At 38.1% G+C, this 22,008-nt stretch carries 22 protein-coding genes; 8 read left to right on the forward strand and 14 right to left on the reverse strand.

The genetic code is table 11. The features are described from left to right. Window positions 1–141: 141 nt before the first annotated feature. The 14 genes from ABJH90_RS02485 to ABJH90_RS02550 all read right to left on the reverse strand — a co-directional run bounded on the left by ABJH90_RS02485 (window position 142) and on the right by ABJH90_RS02550 (window position 13,263). A complete protein-coding gene (locus ABJH90_RS02485) occupies window positions 142–537 on the reverse strand; it encodes a DUF5367 family protein (protein ID WP_348141992.1) in 396 nt (131 codons plus the stop codon). A 42-nt stretch (window positions 538–579) separates the two neighbouring features. Further along, on the reverse strand, window positions 580–1,425 hold the full coding sequence (locus ABJH90_RS02490) for an NAD(P)H-binding protein (RefSeq protein ID WP_348141993.1): 846 nt from the start codon (window positions 1,423–1,425) through the stop codon (window positions 580–582). Window positions 1,426–1,450: 25 nt separating this feature from the next. Continuing rightward, a complete protein-coding gene (locus tag ABJH90_RS02495) occupies window positions 1,451–1,969 on the reverse strand; it encodes a DUF1772 domain-containing protein (RefSeq protein ID WP_348141994.1) in 519 nt (172 codons plus the stop codon). 90 nt (window positions 1,970–2,059) lie between these two features. Beyond that, window positions 2,060–2,926 (reverse strand): AraC family transcriptional regulator, encoded by an 867-nt coding sequence (locus tag ABJH90_RS02500; protein ID WP_348141995.1) that lies wholly within the window; start codon window positions 2,924–2,926, stop codon window positions 2,060–2,062. Window positions 2,927–3,062: 136 nt separating this feature from the next. Beyond that, entirely contained in the window at window positions 3,063–3,449 is a 387-nt protein-coding gene (locus tag ABJH90_RS02505; RefSeq protein WP_348141996.1) for a hypothetical protein, read from the reverse strand. Window positions 3,450–3,454: 5 nt separating this feature from the next. Next, window positions 3,455–4,000, reverse strand: coding sequence for an RNA polymerase sigma factor (locus ABJH90_RS02510; RefSeq protein WP_348141997.1), 546 nt, complete (start codon window positions 3,998–4,000; stop codon window positions 3,455–3,457). A 119-nt stretch (window positions 4,001–4,119) separates the two neighbouring features. Beyond that, complete coding sequence (locus ABJH90_RS02515) at window positions 4,120–5,307, reverse strand: hypothetical protein (RefSeq protein WP_348141998.1); 1,188 nt, start codon at window positions 5,305–5,307, stop codon at window positions 4,120–4,122. Beyond that, window positions 5,304–7,526: an adenylate/guanylate cyclase domain-containing protein gene (locus ABJH90_RS02520; protein ID WP_348141999.1), complete on the reverse strand. Its 2,223-nt coding sequence runs from the start codon at window positions 7,524–7,526 to the stop codon at window positions 5,304–5,306. The genes ABJH90_RS02515 and ABJH90_RS02520 overlap by 4 nt, the downstream gene beginning before the upstream one ends. Window positions 7,527–7,720: 194 nt before the next feature. Continuing rightward, window positions 7,721–8,638 carry an EamA family transporter gene (locus tag ABJH90_RS02525; RefSeq protein ID WP_348142000.1) on the reverse strand — a complete coding sequence of 306 codons (918 nt, stop codon included), beginning with the start codon at window positions 8,636–8,638 and terminating at the stop codon, window positions 7,721–7,723. A 176-nt stretch (window positions 8,639–8,814) separates the two neighbouring features. Further along, window positions 8,815–9,735: a M23 family metallopeptidase gene (locus ABJH90_RS02530; protein ID WP_348142001.1), complete on the reverse strand. Its 921-nt coding sequence runs from the start codon at window positions 9,733–9,735 to the stop codon at window positions 8,815–8,817. A 205-nt stretch (window positions 9,736–9,940) separates the two neighbouring features. Continuing rightward, the gene (locus ABJH90_RS02535; RefSeq protein WP_348142002.1) at window positions 9,941–10,747 is read right to left on the reverse strand and encodes a DUF6503 family protein; all 807 of its coding nucleotides are present in this window, start codon (window positions 10,745–10,747) and stop codon (window positions 9,941–9,943) included. 111 nt (window positions 10,748–10,858) lie between these two features. Further along, window positions 10,859–11,770: a sugar phosphate isomerase/epimerase gene (locus ABJH90_RS02540; protein WP_348142003.1), complete on the reverse strand. Its 912-nt coding sequence runs from the start codon at window positions 11,768–11,770 to the stop codon at window positions 10,859–10,861. A 31-nt stretch (window positions 11,771–11,801) separates the two neighbouring features. Further along, a complete protein-coding gene (locus tag ABJH90_RS02545) occupies window positions 11,802–12,173 on the reverse strand; it encodes a TfoX/Sxy family protein (RefSeq protein WP_348142004.1) in 372 nt (123 codons plus the stop codon). 49 nt (window positions 12,174–12,222) lie between these two features. Then, window positions 12,223–13,263 carry an MBL fold metallo-hydrolase gene (locus tag ABJH90_RS02550; RefSeq protein WP_348142005.1) on the reverse strand — a complete coding sequence of 347 codons (1,041 nt, stop codon included), beginning with the start codon at window positions 13,261–13,263 and terminating at the stop codon, window positions 12,223–12,225. Window positions 13,264–13,403: 140 nt separating this feature from the next. On the opposite strand from ABJH90_RS02550, the gene ABJH90_RS02555 reads away from it, so the two are divergent. From ABJH90_RS02555 to ABJH90_RS02590, 8 genes are read left to right on the forward strand one after another with little or no spacing between them, the layout of a single operon-like run. After that, on the forward strand, window positions 13,404–14,015 hold the full coding sequence (locus tag ABJH90_RS02555; RefSeq protein ID WP_348142006.1) for a TetR/AcrR family transcriptional regulator: 612 nt from the start codon (window positions 13,404–13,406) through the stop codon (window positions 14,013–14,015). A 3-nt stretch (window positions 14,016–14,018) separates the two neighbouring features. Next, window positions 14,019–15,272 (forward strand): TolC family protein, encoded by a 1,254-nt coding sequence (locus tag ABJH90_RS02560; protein WP_348142008.1) that lies wholly within the window; start codon window positions 14,019–14,021, stop codon window positions 15,270–15,272. Then, window positions 15,269–16,171 carry an HlyD family efflux transporter periplasmic adaptor subunit gene (locus ABJH90_RS02565; protein ID WP_348142010.1) on the forward strand — a complete coding sequence of 301 codons (903 nt, stop codon included), beginning with the start codon at window positions 15,269–15,271 and terminating at the stop codon, window positions 16,169–16,171. Before ABJH90_RS02560 ends, ABJH90_RS02565 begins: the two co-directional genes overlap by 4 nt. Next, entirely contained in the window at window positions 16,171–17,073 is a 903-nt protein-coding gene (locus tag ABJH90_RS02570; protein WP_348142012.1) for an ABC transporter ATP-binding protein, read from the forward strand. The genes ABJH90_RS02565 and ABJH90_RS02570 overlap by 1 nt, the downstream gene beginning before the upstream one ends. Then, window positions 17,073–17,801 carry an ABC transporter ATP-binding protein gene (locus ABJH90_RS02575; protein ID WP_348142014.1) on the forward strand — a complete coding sequence of 243 codons (729 nt, stop codon included), beginning with the start codon at window positions 17,073–17,075 and terminating at the stop codon, window positions 17,799–17,801. The genes ABJH90_RS02570 and ABJH90_RS02575 overlap by 1 nt, the downstream gene beginning before the upstream one ends. 13 nt (window positions 17,802–17,814) lie before the next feature. Then, window positions 17,815–18,921, forward strand: a complete 1,107-nt coding sequence (locus ABJH90_RS02580) for an ABC transporter permease (protein ID WP_348142016.1) — start codon at window positions 17,815–17,817, stop codon at window positions 18,919–18,921. Continuing rightward, window positions 18,921–20,042, forward strand: a complete 1,122-nt coding sequence (locus ABJH90_RS02585) for an ABC transporter permease (RefSeq protein WP_348142018.1) — start codon at window positions 18,921–18,923, stop codon at window positions 20,040–20,042. The genes ABJH90_RS02580 and ABJH90_RS02585 overlap by 1 nt, the downstream gene beginning before the upstream one ends. A 17-nt stretch (window positions 20,043–20,059) precedes the next feature. Then, the gene (locus ABJH90_RS02590) at window positions 20,060–22,006 is read left to right on the forward strand and encodes a glycoside hydrolase family 3 N-terminal domain-containing protein (RefSeq protein WP_348142020.1); all 1,947 of its coding nucleotides are present in this window, start codon (window positions 20,060–20,062) and stop codon (window positions 22,004–22,006) included. The last annotated feature ends 2 nt before the right edge of the window (window positions 22,007–22,008 follow it).

Here is a 22,008-nt window from a genome sequence, read left to right on the forward strand (position 1 = left end):
AGCAAAATATACTCTTTATAGGACAAAATTTTTTGCTAAATGTTACAGTAAACCTTTGTTTCTGTCTGAATTTAAAATTTTACCTTCCATTTCAATTGCTTACACATAAGAACTTATCTTCTTTGAAAGGGTTCTAGCGATTTATAGTTTACTGGTTCTCATTTTAGATCTAAAGCCTGCGTAAAGAAGCACTACCAGGATGTATACCAGTCCAATAAACCAAAAACCAGGGGCACTAAAAAAAGAAAGATGATCTCCCCCGGCTGGGATAATAAATACAGGAACTGTTATGATTGCATCTAAACAAATGGTAATCAAAAACATAAAAAGGCCTAATTTAAACCCATTTGTTTGTGCTCCGTTTTTATAATAAAATTTAGTTCCAAGAATCACACTCGGTATCAAAACTAAAATAAGGACCACATTTGCCTGAAGTTCCGGGTTATCCATGAGCCTCACATAGTGAGATAAAATAAAGGCCGTAACGCCCAAGGTCCAAACTATTGCTGTAGCTATTATTGCTCTCTTGATTTCCATTATTTCTTTGTTTTTAGGTTTGTTAGATGTATTTAATCATTTCTATTGATGCCCTACCGCTACGGGGTTCCATACCCCCGTTTTTACAGCAGCGTTTGCATACTCCGTAAAATCTGTGGGTTTTCTTCCCAATACTTTTTCTATATCATTGCTGATCACAGCATTACTTTCAACCAAAACTTTTTCAAATAAATAGTTGATTAACCAGAGGTAGCCATCCGGTAAATTAAATTCCTGCATCATGGCATTGTATTCTTCCATACTTATAGGAGTAAATTGAATGTCCCTTCCTGTTGCAGTAGAAATTTCCTGTGTTACCTCCGAAAAAGTCAATGTACGTGGCCCCGTTAGTTCATATGTATACCCATTATGAGCTGCATTGAGCAATACTTCAACAACTACATCTGCAATATCATTGGCATCTACATAGGGAACCTTGGCCTCATTTTTTGGCAAAGCCACATGTCCGGCAAGAATAGGATCCAGGAAGAAACTTTCACTAAAATTCTGATTAAACCAGCTGGCCCTGACTATGGTCCATTCCAATCCGGAGTTTTTTACTATTTCTTCACATTTTTCTGCCTCTTTCTCGCCCTTTCCTGAAAGAAGCACCAATTTTTGAACTCCTGACTTCACAGCCCGGCTGGTAAACCCTTTAATAGCGTCACTCGCTCCGGGGACTGCCAAGTCTGGCTGGAATGTGATATACACACTTTCCATCCCCTCTAAAGCAGCTTCCCAGGTATTTGGATTCTCCCAATCAAATGAAGGTTCTTCACTGCGCGACCCTATTCTTACGGATTGCCCTTTTTCAATTAATCTGCTTGCAACGCGACGACCTGTTTTTCCTTTACCGCCCAATACTAAAATGTTTTGTTTTTTTCTCATGATGTTGATTTTTAAAATTTATAGATTATGTAGTTATTGTATTTGTTTTACTAAGACATAGGATAAGCAGTAATAAGAATGATAGGATTGAACTTACAGTTCTGATAAGGTGAAACCTGTTCCATTTTACTTCAAACTTATCCCGTAGGAGTTGTAATTCTTCTGCACTGGCCTGCATTAAATCTGTTTTGTCCAATAGCTCATTCAAGGGTACATTTCCAAAAATGGTAACCAATACTACCCCGACAATATAGAGGGCGGCTGAAATAATGACTATCCACAAAATGTCACTGGAAGAGGATTTAAGTAAAAAGACATTTGCCAGGTGTAAGAAAAGCGGCCCAAAGAATATGAGTATAAATGTGGGGTTAATAATGCTCCTATTCATCTCCTGAAAAGAGCGTAGATAACCCATATCAACCAATTGTCCAATCCCTGGTGTAACCGCATTGTTCCAGGTAAAACAAAGCCCTGCCATAAGTCCGGTTAAAAGTGTTGCCAGTACTACTACTATGGTTTGTGTATCAAAATTTAGAGTTGCCATTCTTACATTGTTTTAAGATTACAATGCAAATTTGTAACTAAACCAAATGACCTATTTGTTTGAAAAGTATTGAAATTTGTTCCAAAAGGATTATGACTTTACCTCGCTGGGTCGAAAGCCATATTTTTTGATAAAAGCATTAGAAAAAGAACTCAGACTTTCATAACCAACAGACCAGGCTGCTTCCTGAATGCTGACATCCTGAGTGCTCAAAAGATCGTGGGCTTTAATTAACCGTTCATTCTGAAGGTATTTGTAAACAGGAAAACCAAACAGTTCTTTAAAATTCTTTTTAAGCTTAAAATCATTGAGTCCAATGAGTCTTGAAAGTTCTGATATAGATGGAGGGGTCTCCATATTTTTGGAGAGTATTTCCCGGGCCTGATATAATTTTTCGCGGTCCTTATCTTTTATAGAGGTGTTATTATCCTTTTCCAAGGTGGAAACTTTCGCAAAGAAATGAGATAGCAATTCTGTAACCTGACTTTTTAGAAAAAGTGATCTGGCCGGACCTTCGTAGGTATTTGTAAAAATTTTATCGACCGCATTTTGCATATTATGGTCCATAAAAAAGGTGGGGCCCTCTACGTAATCACTGGTGGGGTTGATAAGTTCATTTAAGTAATCTGCATAGATTTGGCGTTCGCCATCCGGTAATTTATTTAAATTCTTAAGACTATACAGGATGACCACACAATGTAACTTTTTGGATTCTGAAACGGTATGTATAAAATCAACGTTTTTATTTGCAAAAAAGGACATTGCCAGCCCCATGGTGTTGTTGTATTTTTTTTGATTACTACCGTATGCTATATTTAATTCTACATTGCCCGAACCATAAAAGGCAAAGGCAATTACGTCTTCATCAAATCCGCATTTATCAATAGTCTCTTTTTTAGAATCGGCATATTCCAAAAGAACTACGAAGTCATTTATTTCTACGAAATCTCTAGTCATAATAAATACTAAGATACTATATTAGGCTATTCAAAACCATTCCACTGCTATTAGACAGTTTGAACCAAGGTTTAATACCAAAGCTTCAAAGTAATGATATGTAAGACCAGGCAGCTAAACAGCTTGAAGGCACAGCTCAATTCTTCTCCAGGCGCTCTTTATATGTTTCATAAGCCGCTTTCCCTTCTTCCTGCCAGAATTTGTCATAATGTTGCCATTTAGATAATCCTTTTTCTCGACACCTTTCTTTAAAACGCGACTTCATTCTTCCAGATCTACCTCCAAATTTATTTGAGCCGAAACCGCCAAAAAGTATTTTGGCTAGAACCAATATACCTACCGCTTGCCAAAATCCTATGGTACCCAGTCCGAAAAGGGCCGGCATAAGCCAATTCCATAAAAGCATTGTTACATAACCGAATACGAGGGCGAATGCCGCCATAGCGATTGTTCCAAATATTACCCAAAATATCACGGTGACTATCTTTTTAATCTTTTTCCTTTGTGTGTTTGAATGTGTCATTCCTTTTAATTTTTATTTGTTATTCTATTTTTTTCTAATTCTTTATATAGTAAGGAGAGTGCTCTGTGACGCCTTGACATTAGCGTTCCCTGGGGAACTCCCGAATCCAATGACAGCTGAGCATAGCTGAGATTTTCAAAGTCGATGGCCAGTATAACCTCCCTATAATTTGGTTTTAAGTGAAGGATAGCTTCTTTTAATTGCGCTTTTAATTCATCGGCATCTGCGAATGAGGAATCCCCGTGAAATAATTCAGCTAATTCTGCCAAACTCTCTTCGAAAGACTCATCCAGGTCTAGTCTTACCTTTTTGGTTCGCATAGTGTCTATGATCTTATTGCGTATGGATCGGTATACAAAACCAGCGATATTGTTTATCGGAGTCAGGTGATCTTCCCTGGAAAATATATTTAACGCCACGTCCTGAAGGATATCCTCTGCATCCCTGTCTGCAGAATCTTCAATTTTTGATCGAACATAATTTTTAAGTACATGATACTCTGCATTAAAAAATTGCTTCAGGTTCGTTTTATTTTCAGTGCTTTTAGCCATACAAGAGCGCTCTTAAAAATGCTCCTCATTTATAGAGACGAAGCATTTAGAATCTATTGCATTTTAAATTTATGGTTTCAAAAAGAATTATTGAGGGTAATATGGTAAAAACGCCAATCTTAATCCGGATAAACCAGTTTGCCGAGCGCAGTACAAAAACTCTTTTGCTCTTCACTGGATTGATATAGTAAAGGATTCATTCTTGAAAAGGCAATTGCGTATAGATTAAACTGCACCCTCTCCAGCATTCTTTGAAATTCAATACCAGCGTCAGCGTATTTGTCATTTAGTTGGGTTATTTTTTTTCTCCACCATTGCATATCAATTTTTTTTGGCTGGTTATAGTCTTCCGCAAAACGCTTAAAAAAAGTGCTGGTCCATTGCTTTTCTTTTTCGAAAGCCAAAGTTCTGTCACTTAAGGCTCTTTTATAAGATCTCCCTTTTTTAAGGATATTTAAACGGGCCATAACAGTATCCAGCGTATATATGGAACCATAAGTGGTTAGGACACGCTCATAATTTTCCGCTGCTTTCAACATATGGCCATTGATCTCAGCTTTTTCTGCGATTTCAAAATTTTGTTTGTAGCTTTTGTATATTTCATTGTTTGCTTTTATAATTTTTCCTTTTTTATGAGCCTCGATATCCAGCCAATCAAAGGCCTTAATAATCTCTTCCACAGGTGGCCAACTATGACCACCTTCGAACGTAATTAAGGTATGATCTTGGTTTGTTTGTTCCAGATAGGCTTCGACATCCAGCATTTCACGATAATTCATATCTCTATTCCCACATATGCCTACATAAGAGAATTCCTGTTTTGCGAGAATTGATGATGGGGTTTTCGAAAACCCGGCCCCACATGCAATCACACCGGCTATGTTCCCGGCTGCCAACGCTATGGCCCAGGCTAAACGAGAGCCACCAGAAAAACCAGCGAAATACAACTGACCTCCATTGATATTAAAACTGGAAAAAACATGATCGAAAAGGTTGGCTGCTATATTAAAATTTCGTTCATAAGGACCATTTCTGGAATTGTTGGAGCATACCAGGATATGACCATATGTTTCAGAAGCCTCTATAAAAGTTTCAACGCCCAGCCTTCCCCTGCCCCCTGGTTCAAAAATAAAAAGTATCGCCGAAGGTTGAGAAGCCTCAAAAGATGTGGGAAGGTATAGTGCAAAAGTCTCATTGGTGGTATTGGCGACAGGAATGGAATCTGTTAGCTTGCCTGCTTCAAAAGCCTGCTGTGCATTTGCCTGACAAAAGAGCGCCAGTACGAAAAGGTAGGAAATGAGCCTCATGGCCACAGACCAATTTTTCTCATGACAGCGATATATCGGGGATCTTCCTGTATAGGATCATCATTTCTAATGGCGAAATATGGCAGATCGCCACTATTGTCTTCATACATTTTTTCAAGCCAAAAAATCCTACCCTCCGTATCTCCCAATAATGTATACAATATGCTCATTTTACCGGCGGGAATATATCTTATTTCACTCTGTTCTGACAATTCCTCTACCGTATATCTCAAGGCAGCATTAAACCCACTTTGTTTGGCAACCTCGTCAATAGATTCCTCCAGGCCCAGAAATTTTTCAACATCAATAAATTTTTTCAATTCAGTTAATGCTTTTTTGTATTGAAAAGTTCTCGCATATTTCTGCAGCAGCCAGCTATTTGCCATTCTATGATCAGGAACCATGGCAGTGATTGTTTCAAATTTTTTGGTTGCACTTAGAAATTTTCCTTCCATCAAGTACATTGCACCACTAAATGAAATAACTAAAGGGTTTAGTGGATCAATTTCTAGCGCATAATTCATTTGTTCCCAGGCTTCATCCCAGCGGTTTAAGATCATCAGCAGATGCGCATATCCAGCTCTTGTCATGGATGCATTCGGATTTAAGGCAATACTTTTTTGAAAAGATTTTTCCCCGAGCTCCATGTCATAGTCAGTCCACACAGCAAGGCCGGCCTGCGCGGCCCATGCTACATCGTTGGTGTTGTCTAGTTGCATTGCCGTAGCAGCGTATTTTCTTATGTTTGAATTTGCCTCTTTTGGAGATATCAAACCCATTTGTTTTCTAGACATCCATGTAAATGATAACCCGCTATATGCTGCTGAGAAAGTGGAATCTATCTCAATTGATTTGTTTAAATATTCTTCCGCTTTGTCAAATCCATCTCTGGTCATATTGCCCACAAAATAAGTAGCTAATTGATAATATTCCCAGGCTTCAGAATTTATTTTTTTGTAAGAGGTTTTGTCTGTTTGATTGGAAGGAAGATTTACATCATTAATTTTTGAGATAAGGTTGGTAGCAACCTCGTTATATAATTGAGAAATTTGGGGAATTGAAACACTATAGGTATTTAGCCATAATGTTTTTTCTTCAGGAAACGGATTTATGAGTTTAACTGTCAATTCAGTGAAGGTGTCTTTTACACTAACAGAAGATTCAACAAGCATCTCAACATTCAGTTCTTGCGCAATGTTCTTTAAGGACTTTGTAGTATTTGAGTATGGTAAGGAGGAAGTCTTTGAGATGACACGAACAGATCCTCGTTTCCCAATTTCATTTATTAAACCTTCATGTATACCAGCAATCTCATATTTTTTTTCTTCACTTACATAATTGGAAGTTGGCAGTAATACAACAGAATTTTGGAAATCCTTATCCTGGGTTCCCCAGTCTAAATTCACCAATCTCAGCGAACCTGGATTAAAAGTCAACGGATTTATAAGGAAGTATACTATTGTAATGATTCCAATCAATAGATTCCCAACCAGAGCTAAAATAAGTTTGACCCGTTTACCCCTTAATAAAACAAAAATAAAATAGCCCGTTATTAAAAATACCAAAACCAAGGTTGCGATATCTACAAGTCCCTCATCCATGTTATTTTTTTTAACCAGAAAAGCTATCAATTCGATAAGAAAAGATGCCAACAATACAATGACCAGTGCATAAAGTAATGCCTTCCACCATTTTGCTTTGTTAAATTGTGAGCGTTTGTGTTGTTCTTCTTTTTTGACAACTACATAGGTTTTGATAGGATCCCTTAGATTCTTTAATTTAAATGTGCCCACATATTTGGTGATGATGTCTCCCCTACCTTTGATAGCGTTATGAACAGAATCACTCATGTATATTCTACCAGCTACTGCTTTTGATTCCAGACGAGATGCCACATTTACTCCATCACCAAAAATATCCCCGTCATTTTCGGTCACATCACCGAGATGAATTCCTATTCTAATTTTTTCAGCTAATTCTTTAGGTGCAGTATCCTGTATCTCCATAGCACACAATACAGAATCAGAGGCGCTTGAGAACCTGGCCATCATACCATCGCCCATTTCCTTAACGAAAACACCATACTTTTCAATAATGGGCTTTTGATGATTCCTGTTAATACGTACCAGATCCAAAGCCTCTTCCTCATTTCGGCTCGAAAGGGCAGAATACCCCACAATATCGGTGAACATGACCGCAGAAAGAATTCTTTGATTCATCACAAAAAAATTGATATTAAATTTAATGAAGTTTATTGACTTTACATTTCTAAGTAATCTGAAAAAGTATCCTCCGTCATGTTGTAAAGGCAGCTTTTTAGAAACTAGCTGCCTATGGGCTTTATAAAGTAAGTTTCAATGCGCATTTGTCACATCATCATGCTGTTCTAAAAATACATGTAATGGTAAAGTATTTATTTTTTAAATCTTCCCAAAAGAACTATTTTTTTCCTTGTATTTATAAAGTAAACGCCTGTAAGCAATATACTAGCTGCAGCAATGGATTGGAGGCTAATTGGTTCATTCAAAAAATAACTACCCAGGAACATAGCAACAATGGGGTTCACATAGGTATTGGTGGCCACCTTTTCCGGGGAAACTGTTTTCAGCAGATAATTAAAGGAGGTAAAAGCCACAATGCTGCCAAAAATGATGAGTAAAAGCATGGACCAGTTGGTTTTGGCACTCCAGGTATTTGGCAGGCTCCAGGTTTCGCCAAAAGCCAGGCTCATAAGACCAAGCATAAGGCCCCCGGTAAACATCTGGTAGCCGGTATTTACAAAAAAGTTTTTCGGGAAATCGGCCCGGCCCACAAAAAGGCTGCCATATGCCCAGGCCAGCATAGCCGAAAAGATCATACCAATGCCCAACAAAGCATTTTCCTGCTGGAGGACTGCCTTCTGGTTGATAAGTAAGTACATGCCAATGATCCCCAGAAAAATTCCTACTAAAGAGGTAGTTTGTATTTTCTTCCCCTGAAGGATCCACATCATTAAAAGGACTATGAGGGGTTGGGCAGAGATCTCCAGCGCCGCAAAATTGCTGTCCACATATTTCAGGGCCCACACCACTACCCCATTCCCAAAACTCAAAAACAAGAAGCCCACAAGGATTGTATTCCCTAGTTGTTTTCTGGTAATTCGAAGGCTTTTACCTAAAATAGCCGCAATGCCAAATATTAAGAGTCCGGCTGCCGTAAAACGAACGCCTGCCAGCATAAAGGGCGGTAATTCTGCTACTGCAATTTTGTTGAGCAAATAGGTTGAGCCCCAAATCACATAAATGGCGAAGAAGGCACTTATAATTAAGGGTACATTTCGTTTAGGCTCCATATGCTTTACAATAGAGAGCAATATTAGCTTTTTGGAAGTACATCCTAAAGAATTTTACCCAAAACTATGCGTGGATGGCTTTAAAATTATTTAATTGGCCTAAATAAAATAAATCCAACATGCACATATGTAATATATTATAGGTTATTATCTTAAGTATTGGTAAGTAAGTTTGGCTAATTGCTGTACAAGTCATTTCGGGATAAAATATTTCCATTAAATTTAATGGGAATTCCTACCATTACAGAATCTTTATCGTAAGCTGCAGCCTGAAAATGAAGATGGGGTTCCTGGGAAAACCCTGAAATGCCTACCAAACCCAGGGGTGCTCCCTGCTTTACGTAACTATCTTTGGAAACAAAGATCCCGTGTTGTTTAAAATGGGGGATAAAAATATAAGCACCATCACATTTTAATTCCACATAGTTACCGGTGCCATCCTCAGCGCTAACATTCATACTACTGCCTTCATTATCCTTGACAGTGGTTTTTGTATCTAAAATAATACCATCACACGGGCAATATACGGTGTCCGCAAAAATATGGTGATCTGTATTTCTGGCCGATAGGATTTTTTTTGAGGCACCACCATAGGCGCCTAACTTGTTGATATCCATGGCGTAGTGCTGTGCTGTGGGAATATCCCGAATGTGATTGTTGATTATTTTATGGGACCCTGCAGAGGAAACATAATACGTACCCCCTTTTAAAGGGAAGGTCAATTCAATTGCCTGATCAGTATAAAACTGGCCCCGTAATGCATTATAAACCATCATTATAACCAGGAGTGAAATTGCAATGGTTATCCCTATACTTATCTTCTTAAAGATACTTTTAGGTTTATCCAAGTTGGCTGATCTGAACCGGACAATAGCGCTGCCAACAATGCAGATAATGAGAAGCAGGAGTAGATATCTAAAATAATAGCTGCCTACCAAAGGCCATTGCCCCCACAGGTAAAGAAAAAAGAGAATAGCAGTGTATAATATGGTCCTTGTTATTAAACCAATCGTACTTTTAGGCTTTCGTAATAAAAAATCTGTAAGCAGTAATAAGGGTAACCCAAGGTGAATAAAGGCAAATACGATCTTCTCCATAAAAATAATGCTTTAAACGGCCCACGTTTAAAGTATAGATAAAGCTATTTGCTAATTGTTACAGTCCAAATCTTCCGCAGTCAATTCTCAACCAATACCATAGTTGGTATGCTCTTGCCTGAAAGAAGCCCTGTCATCAAAAGGATAGGTAAGAAGTAAACAGATAAGCAAGCTCTAAATTAAGATACCTGGTCTGGAATGAACTCTAAAGTCTAAAATCTTCCACTTTAAATCCATTGTTGAATTTTATATCCTTAAAAGTATACCTGCCATTTAAAAGATACTCTCCCTTTTCATTGGGGCCGTAAGACTCCCGTACCGTAGTCAGATAAATGCCATCAATGATTTCATAGGCTAAGGTCATCTTTAAAATGGGCTCGTTTATTCCCCAATCCGGTAATGAAAAATAGAAAAGATCTATTAAATGGGTGTCGGGGTTGAAATACAAGATGTACTCATCGTTCTTTTCTTTCTTTGTAATATCAGCATCATAAGTCAGGCTTACTTTATCATAGGTAATATCATTTACTTTTTCTGTTCCTAAATAACTGTAATTGGTTCCCGGGTTTTTTAATTTATACATCATAGTAAACCAATAGAAGTTCACTTTTCGTAAAAAAACGGTTCCATCAAGTGATTTTTGGTCTGTAATTGGCTTACCGTCCAATGTTAGTGCAGGTTTGCCACTTACCAATGATTGTACGGCTACCCCTTCCTTATTGGGTAATACATTGCGCTTATGCTCTTTGTAAGAACCCCACGAATGTTCTCCGTTAAAAATATGCCGTTCGGTAGAAACATCTCGCCCCTTATCCATATTGTCATAGATATAAGTAAACTGCACATCTTTTTTTGCGGCAATCTTTTGATAGCCCCCATTAACCTCTGTCATAGCGTTTACCAACTCTTTAGATTTAGCATCGACTTGTTGCCCGCTAAGGAGATTACCGGATCCTATGGCCAGCGCCAGTGTGAATAGTACGGCCGTTTGCTTCATGAATTTTGTTCTCATTTTTTTTGGTGTTTTTTGATACCGATTTTTATAATTAGCCTCTTCGTCGTTATAATGGGCTATAGCTTTCAGTTTATGCCGTTTAATTGCAAAAACGGATTCGTTATTGAACTAGAGGAATTTTTTAAGATATTTTTTAAAGTACACCGCACTGTCCTCAATACTACGCATGGAATTAACGGCATAATTACCTCCCTGTTCTATGTAGTAATACTGAAGCCCGGAAAGCGATAACTCTGGCAGCATGCTTATATAATCTATAGACCCATTACCCAATTCAGTATAATCTCTGGTAATTTTATCCATATCTTTTATGTGCCACATCACAAATCGCCCAGGTTGTTTATTCAATAATTCTGCCGGACTCAGCATGGAAGAATGCATCACCCAATACAGGTCTACCTGCAACTTTACTAGAGAAGGGTCTGTCTCCTTCAGAATGAGGTCGTAACCGTTTTCTCCATGATGATCCAGAAATTCAAAATCGTGGTTGTGGTATGCAAAACCCAGCCCGGATTTATTGACACGCTCTCCTATCAGATTCAGTTTGCCGGCAAGTATTTTATAATTTTCCATTGTTCTGAATTTTGGAGCGAGCCAGGGCCAGGTTATAAAATCCTGATCTAAAATATGGGCACCTTCAATACATTGGTCTACATAACGCATAAGATCTGCCTCAGACTTGTCAAAATAAGCCGGTAAGTTGTAATGCCCACTAGAGGTGGTAAGGTCATGGTCATCCAGTACTTTTTTGAATTCGGTAGCTTTAAAACCATAGTATTTACCCGTATCCCCATCATAACCATAGATCTCCAGGTCTTCGTAGCCCAGGGATCGTACTTGTTTTAAACTACCCAGCGGGTCCTTTTCCATGGCGTCTCTTATAGTAAAGAGCTGCAGTCCCATTTTATATTTACTTGAACCAGATAAGGCAAATCCTGAAGGAGTAACCATTGAGGCTGAAATTAGTAAACCGGATTGAACAATAAATTTTCTTCGGCTAATACCTTTGTGCTGTTGCATCGGGTTATGAGAATAAGTTTAAAATGATTGATTATTTCCTCCTGGCTTTTTTCCTGCTCGCTTTGGCCAGAGGGTTAAATGCCAGGGTAAGCTTTAACCAATACTCCAAATCTTTATCCAGGTCCCAGCCATCCGGGGTTACGTAAATATAACCTTTCATGGGTCTTCCTGTAAAATCCATGGGCAGACATGCTGCTTTCTCTATTTCTTTCGTATACGTTTCCTCACCTATTCTGGCCATCAGCAGACTGTCGCCATATTTTTTATCGATATGGATGCCACAAAGCATTTTATCGTTTACAGAGAATAATAGCCCGCCCATCATTTTTTTTGTGGTATGGGCTACTCCAAGACTTTTCAGGATTTGTTTTATTCTATCCGCTAAGTATTCATCGTAGGCCACAGCGCTTCCAATTTTTGTTTTACTAAGTTACCTAATAAAAAACAAAAGCTTAGGTAATTTTGTCCCACCACCTATGCCTTATCTCCTCGTGATGCGTATGCAAGCTCCCAAGGACAGGGTTACTAAATAATATTTGTTGCTTTGCCGCCTCTTTCACAAATCTATCAACAGGGTCGGTCCAGCTGTGCTGTGCCAAAGTAAATCCGGCCCAATGTACAGGCATAATTTTAGTAACTCCGGCATCTAAGGCAGCCTGTACACTTTCCTCTGGATACATATGAATCTGGTGCCAGTTTTTGTTGTACTGTCCGCATTCCATAAAAGCAAAGTCAAATGGCCCCAGTCGAGTGCCAATGTCCTTAAAATGTCCACCATAACCACTATCGCCACTGAACCATATATTTTCTGTAACCGTTTTAAAAGCCCAACCTCCCCAAAGAGACTTTGCCCTGTCTGTAAGACCTCTCCCGGAAAAATGTCTTGTTGGTGTAAAGGTTATATCTATGGTATTAAAACTTTGGTTACCCCACCAGTCAAATTCTGTAATATCATTTTTGGGGATACCCCATTTAACCAGATGACGGGCAACTCCCAGTGCCACAAAATAGTGTTTCACTTTCGGTTTTAATTTCTGAATACTCTCAAAATCTAAATGGTCATAATGATCATGAGAAAGCAAGAGGAGGTCTATCTGAGGTAATCCATCAATCAAATTCAGGGTCTTATCACTAAAGCGCTTTACAGGAAACGGGGCAATTGGCGCTGCATTAGGCCCCAACATAGGGTCTATAAATAAAGTGAGACCATTCATTCTTAGTAATACAGCAGAATGGCCGTACCAAACAAACTTTGTTTGTACCGATGGTTTTAAAAAGGCTTCTTTATCAAATGCTTTGATGGGCAATTTATTCTGGGGTGCCCTTCCCTCCTTTTCGCAAAACTGTTTATAGAGTAATTTAGGTATGTTTTGAAAATTAATGTCCATTGTCGTGACTTCCAGATTGTCAAACTTTGTTCCATCCCAATGATTGGATAGGGAATATTTTTCTAAATCTGCTTTTGAGGCTCTTGCACCAAATTGTTTTCTCATATTTAATTTAATTTGGGAATATTAAGTAGTGGTGTACTTTACTGAATGTGAAATTATAAAAACAAATTTTAAGGTAGTTAGATTGGAATATCGATTTTTTATATATTTGCTAACCATATGGTTAAACTAAATAGTTGACAATGTCCAAGACCAAAGATTCCAAAACCGAGCACATCATATTAGAAGCGGCAAAACGTGTATTTCAAAACAAAGGAATGGACGGTGCCAGAATGCAGGAAATAGCAGATGAAGCGAACATCAATAAAGCTATGCTGCACTACTACTACCGCAGCAAACAACTGCTTTTTGAAGCTGTTTTTAGTACTGCTTTCGCCCTTCTGGCCCCTCAGTTAAACGCTATTTTAAACGATGATTCCTCAGTGGAAGAAAAGATCAGAAACTTCACCTCAAATTATATTTCATTTATCAGCAAGCACCCTTATCTGCCTACTTTTATTATCCAGGAGCTCAACAGAAATCCCAATTTTGTTTTAAAAATGAAGGAGAAGAAAGGATTTCCAAATATTGAAAAATTTAAAAAACAGATAGCTCTCGAAATCCAAAATGGAATACTCAAGCCCATAAAAGGAGAACAGTTATTCATAAACATTATGGCTTTGAATATATTTCCATTTGTGGCTTCCCCTTTAATAAAGGCCTTTGTAAATATAGATGACAAAGCTTTTAAACAACTTGTGGAAGACAGAAAAACAGAAGTCGCCGACTTCATTATTAATTCCATAAAAGCTTAGCTCATGAAACAATTAAGTAACTATCTGATAGTACTAATGTCCTTGGGTGCTTTTGCACAGGAACAGCTCACCTTAAATGATTGTTATGATTTGGTAGATACCAACTATCCTTTAGCGCAGCAATCTGAGCTTTTTGAAAAACAAAATGCCATAGATATAGAAGCTATTGAAACCGAACGACTGCCAAAATTAAATTTGAATGCCCAGGCAACCTACCAGTCCGATGTAATTGTAATTCCCCTGCCGGATACTGGGATTGTGCCGCCCAATAAAGACCAGTACCGTGCAACGCTAACGGTGAATCAGTTAATTTATGGAGGCGGGTTAATTAATACTTCCATAGATGCGGAATCGGCCAGTTTAAGGACCAAACAAAAACAGGTGGAAGTGAATTTATATCAATTAAAAAAACAGCTTAACCAACTCTATTTTTCCATCTTATTACAACAGGAAAACAGGGCACTGTTAGTAGCTAAAAGAGAACAACTCGAAGCAAAGCTAAAAGAGGTGCAATCCGGTATCAGGAATGGTACACTGCTACCCGCTTCAGATAAAGTGCTGGAAGCAGAGCTATTAAAAATTAATCAGGGGTTTATAGAATTGGATTTAAACAGGGCTAGTTTGCTTCAAACCTTAGGATCCCTTATTGGCAGAGAGATCTCCTCATCTACCCTCCTGCAGAACCCGGAGATCACAACAGATTTAAGCCCCCAATTATTCAGACCCGAACTGGAATTATTTCAGCTTAAGAAAGCGCAAATAGAAACTTCAGATCAATTATTATCCAGGCAAAATCTGCCTAAAGTGTATGGTTTTGCAGATGGTGGCTATGGAAATCCGGGGTTAAACCCTTTAGATAATTCCTTTCAGGCGTTTTATGTTGTTGGCTTAAAAGTCAACTGGAATGTATTTGATTGGAATGCCAATAAAAAACAGCGTGAGTCCTTGTCTATTAACAAAGACATCATAGATACAGAAACCAATGTGTTTAATTTGAACACCAGCATAGAACTCCGGCAGCAACAATCTGAAATCGATAAAATTTCCGGATTTATTGCTTCAGATATAGAAATTATTAAGTTGCGAAAAGAAGTACTTAATGCGGCAGATTCACAATTGAGAAACGGGGTGATAACTTCCTCGGCCTATATCACAGAATTAACAAATCTTTTCACAGACGAAAACACATTAATTACTCATAAAATTCAATTGGAACTAGCAAAGGCAAACTATAATATAATTCAAGGTCAAAAATGAAAAATAAAACGGCGTATATACTGGGAATAATCACACTCGTGTTAAGTATGTCATCATGCGGCGGTGATAACGGCAAAGCAGATGGTTATGGAAATTTCGAAGCCACAGAAATAACTATTTCTGCAGAGAACAACGGCAAACTCATGCAGTTTAATGTAAAAGAAGGTGACCTTCTTGAAAAAGGGGCCTTTATTGGTTATATAGATACCATTCCACTCTCCCTGAAACGAGAACAAATGTTATCATCCAAAGCTGTGGTCTCTTCACAATCCAAAAGTGTATTGTCCCAAATTTCTGTTTTAAACGCAAAACTTAAAACCGCTAATGCGAACAAACTTCGGGCAGAAAATCTTATTGCAGACAATGCGGGTACCCAAAAACAATTAGATGATATTAATGGCGAAATAGATGTGATAAAACAACAAATTTTAAGTGTTGAAATCCAGAATGCCCCGGTGGTTAACGAACTAAAAAGCATTGATATACAATTAAGGCAGATTGATGATCAAATTTTAAAGAGTAAAATAATTAATCCGGTTAATGGAACGGTTTTAACTAAATATGCCGAAGCCAGTGAAATCACTTCTTTTGGTAAACCGCTTTATAAAGTAGCAGATCTGAGTACTATGAAATTAAGGGCCTATGTAAGTGAGACCCAATTGGCCGGACTAAAAATAGGACAGGAAGTTACTGTTAAAATTGATGATGCAGATGCTATGCAATCTCATATTGGTACAATTAGCTGGGTAGCTTCAGAAGCCGAGTTTACTCCAAAAATCATTCAAACCAAAGAGGAGCGTGTGGCCCTGGTATACGCTATAAAGGTAGATGTACCTAATGATGGAAGCCTAAAAATAGGAATGCCTGCAGAAGTATGGATGACTACTGATAACAACTAATGAGTATAGTTGTTTCTAACATATCCAAATCCTATAAAGGCGTAAAAGCTTTAAGCAACATTTCATTTGAGGTCAAAGAAGGTGAACTCTTTGGTTTAATTGGCCCTGATGGCGCAGGTAAAACCACTTTGTTTAGAGTATTAACCACGCTCTTGTTTGCAGACGAAGGACAAGCCAGTGTTGCAGGTTTGGACCTTGTAAAAGACTATAAAATTATCCGTGAAAGCGTGGGTTATATGCCAGGCAGGTTTTCATTATACCAGGATTTGACAGTGGAAGAGAATCTGAAGTTCTTTGCAACGATTTTTGGGACGACCATAGAAGAGAACTACGACTTAATTAAAGACATATATGTGCAGATAGAACCCTTTAAGAACCGCAGAGCAGGGAAACTTTCTGGTGGAATGAAGCAAAAGCTGGCGTTGTGTTGCGCTCTTATCCATAAACCAAAAGTACTTTTTTTAGATGAGCCAACTACAGGAGTAGATCCGGTGTCCAGAAAGGAATTCTGGGAAATGATTAAGCGCTTACAACTAAAAGGGATAACCATTTTAGTGTCCACACCATATATGGATGAAGCGGCATTATGTGATCAGATTGCATTGATTCAGGATGGGATTATACTGCAAATAGATTCACCCAATGCCATTATAAAACAATATCCAAAATCTATTTATAACGTACGTGGGGATAATATGTATCAATTAATTCAAAGTTTAAAAGCTTACGAACATAGCCATAGTGTTTATCCTTTTGGTGAATTTGTTCATTATACTGATAAAAGAACCGGTTTTAATCCGGATCATTTGAAGCTTTATTTAGAGGAAAAACAATTAGCCAATATTGCAATAGAAATTACACAACCCACCATAGAGGATGCTTTTATGGAATTAGCTAAATAATGGAAAAAAACAGCGTCATAGAAGCTAAAGAATTAACCAAGATGTTTGGTGACTTTACGGCTGTTAGTGCTATTACGTTTGATGTAAAAAAAGGTGAGATATTTGGTTTTCTGGGGGCGAATGGAGCCGGTAAAACGACGGCCATGAAGATGTTGATTGGAATTTCCAAACCAACAGCAGGTGAGGCAAAAGTTGCGGGCTTTGATGTAGCATCAGAAGCCGAAGACATTAAGAAGAACATTGGTTATATGAGTCAGAAGTTTGCCTTGTATGACGATTTAACCGTAAAAGAAAATATTACGTTTTTTGGGGGTATTTATGGTCTTACGAGAGCAAGAATCAAAGAAAAGACAAGTGAACTTATTGAAGAATTAGGATTACAGGATCACACTGATAAATTAGTAGGTTCATTACCCCTGGGCTGGAAACAAAAAATAGCCTTTTCCGTATCTCTGTTACACGAACCAAAAATTGTATTCTTAGACGAGCCAACCGGTGGAGTAGATCCTATTACCAGAAGGCAGTTTTGGGAAATGATCTACAAATCAGCAAGCAAGGGCACCACCATTTTCGTGACAACACATTATATGGACGAGGCAGAATATTGTGATAGGGTGTCTATTATGGTAAATGGTAAAATTGAGGCTTTGGATACTCCAAAAAGATTGAAAGAACAGTACAGTGCCAAAACAATGAATGATGTGTTTTTAAAATTAGCAAGAGGATAAGAACAGAAATGATATGAAACGTTTCAGAGGATTCATCATTAAGGAGTTTTATCACATTTTCAGGGATAAGCGGTCGCTGTTTATTCTGTTTGGAATGCCGGTTGCTCAAATTTTGCTGTTTGGTTTCGCTATTACCAATGAAATCAACAATGTGGACATAGCAGTTTTAGATCATTCCAAAGATGCAACAACAGAGGAAATTATTAATAACATCTCGGCTTCTGAATACTTTAGTATAGATCAGTTTATTGAGAGAGAAGCAGATATAGAAACTGCTTTTAAACAAGGTAAAGTCAAGGCTGTTTTAAATATCGAAAAAGATTTCAGTCAAAAATTAATCAAATATGGCAAAGCTCATGTGCAAATAATCACGGATGCCACAGACCCTAATACGGCGAACACAATCTATAATTACGTAACGGCAATACTTCAAAAATACCAGCAAAGCCAGAATGAATCCGGGGGGGTTCCCTATCAAATAGTTCCGCAAACACGGATGGTCTACAACCCTGAACTAAAAAGTGTTTTTATGTTTGTACCCGGCGTTATGACTATTATTTTAATGCTGGTATCGGCCATGATGACTTCTATTTCAATCACCAGGGAAAAAGAATTAGGTACAATGGAAATTCTCCTGGTTTCTCCCTTAAAACCCTTTCAGGTTATTGTTGGAAAAGTAGTACCCTACATTTTTCTTTCGGTAATAAACGCCATAGTAATTGTTGTTTTGAGCATCTTTATTTTTAAAATGCCAGTTGAGGGAAGTTTGATTTTATTGGGCCTGGAAAGTGTTTTATTTATTATTACCGCCTTAGCCCTGGGCATTTTAATCTCTTCAATTGCCCAGACGCAACAAACAGCCATGATGATATCTTTAATGGGGCTTATGCTTCCTGTAATCTTGTTATCTGGATTTATTTTCCCCATATCAAGCATGCCTTTCATCCTTCAACTTATCAGCAACATAGTACCTGCTAAATGGTTTATCATCATTATAAAAGGGATCATGCTTAAAGGTGTAGGGCTTCAGTATATCTGGAAAGAAACTTTAATATTATTAGGAATGACGGTGTTTTTTATTGGGGTAAGTGTTAAGAAATATAAAATTAGATTGGAATAGTGAAGATCATTGGATACATCATACAAAAAGAGTTTAAGCAGATCTTTAGAAATAAGGGCATGCTGCCTATAATTTTTGTTATGCCCATAATTCAGCTGTTGATCCTGGCAAATGCGGCAACATTTGAAATTAAGAACATCAAATTTGCTTATCTGGATAATGATCGTACACCAACCTCACGTGCATTACTGGAAAAATTCAACGCATCAACCTATTTTAATGTCCTCACTGATTATGCTTCCGAAAAACAGGCAAATTCTGCAATGCTAAATGGTGATGTAGATGTGGTATTAGAAATACCACCCTATTTTGAAAGGGTTTTGATTAAGGAAAAACAAAATGTATTAGGACTGACCATAAATGCAATAGATGGCGCAACAGCTGGTGTGGAAAGCGTTTACGTAAGCCAGATTATACAAAGTTTTAATAAGAATCTAAGAACTGAATTGATGCAGTCTTCAGATAAAATTAATAGTCCCTTACAGATCACAACAATTCCTTCCTTTTGGTATAATGAAACCTTAAACTATAAAACTTTTATGGTCCCCGGCATATTGGTATTACTGGTTACAATGATTACCCTGTTCCTGTCCGGGATGAATATTGTACGGGAAAAGGAAATCGGGACTCTGGAACAAATAAATGTTACACCTATACAAAAAAAGCAGTTTATCATCGGAAAATTGTTTCCATTTTGGGTTATAGGAATAGGTTTATTAACCATAGGACTCATCATTGCCAGACTTGTTTTTGACATTCCAATAGTGGGAAGTTTAGCCCTGATGTACGCCTATACATCCATATATATATTTGTTGTTTTAGGGATAGGCTTATTTATTTCCAATTTTACAAATACCCAGCAACAAGCCATGTTTATAGCCTGGTTTTTTATGGTTATTTTTATTTTAATGAGTGGGTTATTTACACCCATAGAGAGTATGCCTCAATGGGCACAAGCCATTACAGAGTTTAACCCCATCAAATATTTTGTTGAGGTAATGCGGATGGTAATGCTCAAAGGATCATCTTTTACAGATATTTTGCCCCAGATGCTAAAAACATTACTCTATGCACTTGTTATGAATGGATTAGCTGTCTGGAGTTACAAAAAACAAGAATAAAATTAAATCCTGGAATCATGAAAAAAGTTTTAAAAATTACCGGCATTATACTAGGAAGTATCGCTTTGTTACTTCTACTTGCTTATTTGTTTTTTACCGTTAAATGGCACCGCGAATCTTCGGCCAATATGGACTTGCTTGGAGAAGAAGCCCCTACCCTAACCTACGAAGGACATACCTACCGTGATCTTAATAAGAATGGGGAATTGGATGTCTATGAAGACAGCCGGGCGGACATTGAATACAGGATAACAAATTTAATTTCACAGATGAATCAGGAAGAGAAATCAGGTCTTCTATTCATTCATATGCTGATGATGGAAGAGGATGGTGAATTAAGTGAAATACCATCCCTGGGCAATCCGTTTTCTATGATGCTAGAGACTGCATCTTCTATGGTTGCCAAAAAGAAAATGACCCATTTTAATATTATGGAAACCCCCACCGCTCTGGCAACGGCAAAATGGAATAATAAATTACAGAAAATGGCAGAAAGAAACCGTTTGGGGATTCCTGTCACCATAGCCACAGACCCAAGACATGGCAAAGGCTTTAATGTTGGAACAAGTGTTGGGACGAGATTTTTTTCCAGATGGCCTTCTCCATTAGGTATGGGAGCTACACGCGATACTAATCTTGTACGTGAATTTGGAGATATTGGCCGGCAGGAATATGTGGCCCTGGGCCTGAGAGTAGCCCTTCATCCTATGGCCGATTTAGCTACGGAACCCCGTTGGGCAAGGAATAAAGGCACTTTTAGCGAGGATGCCCATTTAGCAGCAAAGCTTACCAAAGCATATGTTTTAGGCTTTCAGGGTGATAGCCTGGGTAAAAAAAGCGTGGCATGTATGACCAAACACTTTTCAGGAGGCGGCCCGCAGGAAGGTGGACTTGATGCCCATTTTGCCAGTGGAAAGGGACAAGTTTACCCTGGCAACAATTTTGATTATCATCTGATACCCTTTACCGAAGGTGCTTTTGAGGCTAATACGGCTCAGATTATGCCATACTATGGAATTCCGATTGGACAAACGAGTGAAGATGTAGGTTTTTCTTATAATAAAGATATCATTACTGGATTATTGAGGGATTCTCTGGGATTTGATGGAGTGGTATGTACAGATTGGGCTATTGTAACAGACATGCCCGTAAAGGATGCCTCGGCCTGGGGTGTTGAACAATTGAGTGAAAAGGAACGAGTTAAGAAAATATTGGACGCTGGTTGCGATATGATGGGTGGTGAATCCAGAACAGATCTTGTATTGGAACTGTTAAAGGAAGGTGCTATTTCTGAAGATAGAATAGATAGTTCCCTGAGAAGGATTTTAAGGGATAAATTCCGATTGGGACTCTTTGAAAACCCATATGTGGATGAGGAAAATTTGGATATCGTTGGCAACCCTGGTTTTGTTGAAAAAGGAAAAGAGGCACAGCGAAAAGCACTGGTTCTTTTGAAAAATGAAAACAATATTTTACCGCTATCCAATGACAAAAAAATATACATTGAAGGAATGGGCGAAGGTCTGGAAGATAAATTCCCCCAAATAGTTTCGAATATAGCTGATGCCGATGTTGTCATTCAAAAATTGGAAACACCTTTTTCTCCGCCAACCGGGGAAAGTTTTTTAGAACGATTTATCCATCAGGGTCGGCTGGACTTTGAGGAAAAGGAGAAAAACAAGATTCTGAAGCTGGCGAATACGAAACCCACGATAACCGTTCTTGCTATGGAAAGGCCACCAGTGGTTCCTGATATTAATGCAGCCAGTAAAGCCGTAATAGCAGATTTTGAATGTGAAGATGAAATAATTCTCGAACTGATTTTTGGAAAGTTCAATCCAAGTGGCAAACTTCCTATTGAAATACCATCATCTATGGAAGCGGTAGAGAATCAAAAAGAAGATGTCCCTTATGATTCAAAAAACCCATTATACCCTTTTGGCCATGGTTTGTCTTTTGATTAATT

The sequence above is a fragment of the Eudoraea sp. genome, assembly GCF_039969275.1.
Taxonomy (GTDB): Bacteria; Bacteroidota; Bacteroidia; order Flavobacteriales; family Flavobacteriaceae; genus Eudoraea.